Source organism: Nocardia farcinica (assembly GCF_029867845.1).
Lineage (GTDB): Bacteria > Actinomycetota > Actinomycetes > Mycobacteriales > Mycobacteriaceae > Nocardia > Nocardia farcinica_A.
The window spans coordinates 1-4809 of sequence record NZ_JARWRU010001025.1 but is presented as its reverse complement, the minus strand read 5'-3'; the positions used below and the strand labels follow the sequence as shown (position 1 = coordinate 4809).

4 protein-coding genes are annotated in these 4809 nt (G+C 69.3%); 3 read left to right on the top strand and 1 reads right to left on the bottom strand.

All coding sequences use genetic code 11. From position 1 onward, the window contains the following. The coding region (locus tag QH283_RS22725) for a carbohydrate kinase family protein (protein ID WP_280504978.1) at nucleotides 1–831 on the top strand (831 nt) is incomplete at its 5' end. Nucleotides 832–982: 151 nt separating this feature from the next. Here the strand turns inward: QH283_RS22725 and asnB are convergent. Continuing rightward, nucleotides 983–2926 carry an asparagine synthase (glutamine-hydrolyzing) gene (asnB, locus tag QH283_RS22720; RefSeq protein WP_280504977.1) on the bottom strand — a complete coding sequence of 648 codons (1944 nt, stop codon included), beginning with the start codon at nucleotides 2924–2926 and terminating at the stop codon, nucleotides 983–985. Nucleotides 2927–3373: 447 nt separating this feature from the next. Between asnB and ctaC the strand changes: the two genes are divergently transcribed. Together ctaC and QH283_RS22710 are read left to right on the top strand one after the other, a co-directional pair. Further along, nucleotides 3374–4360, top strand: a complete 987-nt coding sequence (gene ctaC, locus QH283_RS22715; RefSeq protein ID WP_280504976.1) for an aa3-type cytochrome oxidase subunit II — start codon at nucleotides 3374–3376, stop codon at nucleotides 4358–4360. Nucleotides 4361–4374: 14 nt separating this feature from the next. Further along, the coding region (locus tag QH283_RS22710) for a cytochrome c oxidase subunit 4 (RefSeq protein WP_432420765.1) at nucleotides 4375–4809 on the top strand (435 nt) is incomplete at its 3' end.

Here is a 4809-nt window from a genome sequence, read left to right as displayed (position 1 = left end):
GGGGGGGCGGGCCCATTTTCCTTTCCCCGTGGGGCCGCCCCCCCCCCCCCCCGGGGGGGCGGGGGGGGGGGGCCCCCCCACTTCGCCGAGTATCGCGCCTGGCTGGAGAAGCACGGGGTCGACTGCTCGACCGTGCGCGTCTCCGACCGTGCGCACACCGCCCGCTTCGTCTGCACCACCGACGACGACATGGCCCAGATCGCCTCGTTCTACCCGGGCGCGATGAGCGAGGCCCGCGATATCTCCATCGCCGAGCTGGCCGAGCAGCACAGCCTTGATCTGGTGCTCATCGGCGCCAACGACCCCGAGGCCATGCTGCGCCACACCGAGGAGTGCCGCGAGCTGGGCATCCCGTTCGCCGCCGATCCCTCCCAGCAGCTGGCCCGACTCGACGGCGACCAGGCGGTGCGCCTGATCGACGGCGCCGCCTACCTGTTCACCAACAAGTACGAGTGGGCGCTGCTGCTGCAGAAGACCGGCCTGAGCGAGGCCGAGGTGGCCCGGCGGGTCGGCATCAGGGTCACCACCCTCGGCCCCGACGGCGTGCTCGTGGTCGACGCCGACGGCACCGAGATCCGCGTCGGCGTGGTGCCCGAGCGCGAGAAGGTGGAGCCCACCGGCGTGGGCGATGCCTTCCGGGCGGGCTTCCTGACCGGCCACAGCGCCGGGCTGAGCCTCGAGCGCGCGGCCCAGCTGGGCTCGCTGGTGGCGGTGCTCGTGCTGGAGACCACCGGCACCCAGGAATGGTCGCTGAACAAGGACGACGCGGTCGCTCGCCTGACCGAGGCCTACGGCGCCGAGGCGGCGGCGGAGATCAAGCCGCTGCTCTGACAGGCTCCGGCGACCCGCTGAGGGCACGGCGACCCGCCGGGAGCGCCGCGGCGCCGGTCCTGTCGACCGCCGCGGCACCCGCGCGCATCACCGCCGTACGACAAAACCCCCGATCCGTTGCGGATCGGGGGTTTCGCCTGTTCCGGGAACGTCAGAGCGTGACCGGGTAGACCGGCTCCTGGATCTCCGGCTTGATCCGGTCCTCGACGAAGATGCCGTGCCAGACCATGAACACCAGCAGCGTCCACAGCCGCCTGCTGTGGTCGGAGCGGCCCTCGCGGTGCTCGACCAGCATCGAGGTGATCGCGGCCTTGTCCAGCAGGTGGTCGGTCTGCGAGTCGGCGATCTGGGCGTGCGCCCAGTCGTAGAGTTCGGTGCCGCGCAGCCAGTGCCGCAGCGGCACCGGGAAACCGAGCTTGGCGCGGTGCAGCACGTGCGCGGGCACGATGCCCTCCAGCGCCTGCCGCAGCGCGTACTTGGTGGTCTCCTTGGTCAGCTTCTGGTCGTAGGGCAGCTGCTCGGCGACCCGGCGCACCTCGTTGTCCAGGAACGGCACGCGCAGCTCCAGCGAGTTGGCCATGGTCATCTTGTCGGCCTTGACCAGGATGTCGCCGCGCAGCCAGGTGAACAGGTCGAGATGCTGCATGCGCGCCACCGGGTCCCAGCCGCGCGACTGCGCGTAGATGGGGGCGGTGACGTCCTGGTGGGTCCATTCCGGGCGGAACTCGCGCAGCACCGCGCGCAGTTGGGCGTCGCTGAAGCTGCGGGCGTTGCCGTAGTAGCGCTCCTCGAGCGTCAGCGAACCGCGGTGCAGCAGGCTCTTGCCCCTCGTGCCGTCCGGGATGCGTTCACTCAGCCTGCCCGCCAGCCTGCGCAGCCCCTTGGGCAGGTACTCGAAGGGCTTGAGCGACAACGGCTCCCGGTAGATGGTGTAGCCACCGAACAGCTCGTCGGCGCCCTCGCCGGAGAGCACCACCTTGACGTGCTTGCGGGCCTCCTTGGCCACGAAGTACAGCGGCACCAGCGCCGGGTCGGCCACCGGGTCGTCGAGGTACCAGACGATCTCCGGGATGGCGGCGGCGAACTCGGCGGGGGAGACCACCTTGACGATGTGGCGCGCGCCGATGGCCGCGGCGCTCTCGGCGGCCACGTCCACCTCGGAGTAGCCCTCGCGCTCGAAACCGGTGGTGAAGGTGATCAGGTTCGGGTTGTGCCGCATGGCCAGCGCGGCGACCGCGGTGGAGTCGATGCCGCCGGACAGGAACGAGCCGACGGTCACGTCCGCGCGCATGTGCTTGGCGACCGAGTCCTCCAGCGCGGCGGCGATCTCGTTGTAGCGGGCCTGCTCGGAGCCGGGGGTGAACGGGCGCACGGTGAAGCGCGGGGTGAAGTAGCGGGTGATCTGCGGTTCGGCGCCGGGGCGCACCACCGCGTAGGTGCCCGACTCCAGCCTGCGGATGCCCTTGTGCAGGGTCTCCGGCTCCGGCACGTACTGCAGCACGGTGTAGTGCTCGAGCGCCCGCGGGTCCAGCTCGTCGCCGAGCCGCAGCGCGGGCAGCAGGTCCAGAAGGCTCTTCTTCTCACTACCGAAGGCCGTACCGCCGGGGCCGGTGGCCAGGAACAGCGGTTTGATGCCGAACGGGTCGCGGGCCAGGAACAGCTCGCCGCGCTCGGTGTCCCAGATCGCGAAGGCGAACATGCCGCGCAACTTGGCGACGGCGTCCACGCCCCAGTAGTGGAAGGCGGCGACGATGGTCTCCGAGTCGCCCTCGGTGCGGAACATCGGCGCGTCGCCGAACTCGGCGGCGTGTGCGGCGCTGAGCTCCTCGCGCAGCTCCAGGTAGTTGTAGATCTCGCCGTTGAAGGTCAGCGCGTAGCGCTCGGGAGACTCCGGCGGACCCCAGCGCAGCGGCTGGTGGGAGTGCTCGATGTCGATGATCGACAGGCGGTTGAAGCCGAAGACGAGGTGGTCGTCGTGCCAGGTGCCTCGTTCGTCGGGACCGCGATGGCGCATGCAGTGCAGGGCGTTGTAGACCTGATCGACGACTTCGGAAGTCGCCGCGTCAGCCGTCAGGAATCCGAGCAGTCCGCACACGTGCCGGCAACCTCGTTTCTCCAGGTGGGGGGCGACGCGTCGCGCGCGCGTCGAAACAACGTGTCCGAGTATGCCGTACCGGCGGGCCGTGCGCCGCATGCGCAGGTGACGGGGCCCGCCGCGGTGGGTGCGGACGCTCACGCGAGTGTCGAATGCGACCCGGCGACATAGAGGCCGCTCGTTTGGTCTACGCTGCGTAGTACTCAGGTCGTTCTCAGGGTGTCCGGTCCTCGATGGCCGCCGCCCGGAGGAAGGTCTGAACGTGTCTTATCGTGTCGTCAGGGCGGATCGCGGCCCGGGCGGCGCACTGTCGGAATGTGTGGCGACCAGGAAGGCGTGAGCGTGGCGCACAAGGCGAGCGAAGAGATCGGGGCACGACCCGTTCGGGGTCGGCAGGGCCGCATCCTTCGGCGGGCCGGGCTGGCGGTGTCCTTGGGGATCACCGCGATGCTCGTCTCGGGCTGCTCGATCGACAATGTTTGGCTGCGGTTCGGCTGGCCCTCGGGCGTCACGCCGCAGGCGACCCGGATGCGGGAGCTGTGGACCTGGTCGGTCATCGCCGCGCTGGCGATGGGCGTGCTGGTCTGGGGCCTGACCTTCTGGACCGTGGTCTTCCACCGCAAGAAGAAGAACTCGCCGGAGTTCCCTCGCCAGACCGGCTACAACGTGCCGCTGGAGCTGACCTACACGGCGATCCCGTTCGTCATCATCGCGGTGCTGTTCTACTTCACCGTGGTGGTGCAGAACTATGTCCACGAGAAGGTGGAGGACCCCGACGTCACCGTCGATGTGACCGCCTTCCAGTGGAACTGGAAGTTCGGCTACCGCGAAGTCGACTTCAAGGACGGCTACAAGTTCGACGGCATCGACACCGCCCGTGAGGCCGTAGCGCTCGAGACCCTCGAGCGCTACGAGGGCCGCGTCGACGAGGAGCACGGCCACCCGCAGCCGGGACCGGTGCACGGCAAGCCGGAGAACGACGTCTCGTTCCTGCACTACGACACCGTCGAGACCGTCGGCACCAGCACCGAGATCCCGGTCCTGGTCCTGCCGACCGGCAAGGTCATCGAGTTCCAGCTCGCCGCCGCCGACGTGATCCACGCCTTCTGGGTGCCGGACTTCCTGTTCAAGCGCGACGTCATGCCGAACCCGAAGGAGAACAACTCCGACAACGTCTTCCAGATCACCGAGATCGAGAAGGAAGGCGCGTTCGTCGGCCGTTGCGCCGAGATGTGCGGCACCTACCACTCGATGATGAACTTCGAGGTCCGCGCGGTCTCGCCGGAGAAGTTCACCCGGTACCTGGACGAGCGTCGCGCGGGTAAGACCAACGCCGAGGCCCTGCTGGCGATCGGTGAGTCCCCGGTGGCCACCTCCACCAGCCCGTTCCACACGGATCGCTCGGTGAAGAGCGCGTCCGGCGAGTCCGAGTGAGGAATTGATCTGACATGAGGATCGAAGCGCGCATCTTCGAACTGCTGACGGTGTTCTTCATCATCGTCGCGGTCGTCTACGGCTTCTTCACCGCGCAGTCGCGCACCGGCATCGAGTGGGCGGGCACCACCGCCATCGTGCTGACCGCGGGTCTGTCGCTGATCATCGGCACCTACTTCCGCTTCATCGCCCGCCGCCTGGACCTGCGCCCGGAGGACTACGAGGACGCGGAGATCGCCGACGGCGCCGGTGACCTCGGCTTCTTCTCGCCGGGCAGCTTCTGGCCCATCCTGCTGGCCGCCGCAGGCTCGGTCGCGGCCCTCGGCCTGGGCTTCTTAGAGCCGTGGGAGATCGCGGTCGGCGGCGTGGGTGTCCTCGCCCCGGGCCCCCGGCCGGGGGTCGGGGAGCCCCAAGGCCCCCCGAAGCACGGCGGGCCGGGGCACCCAGGG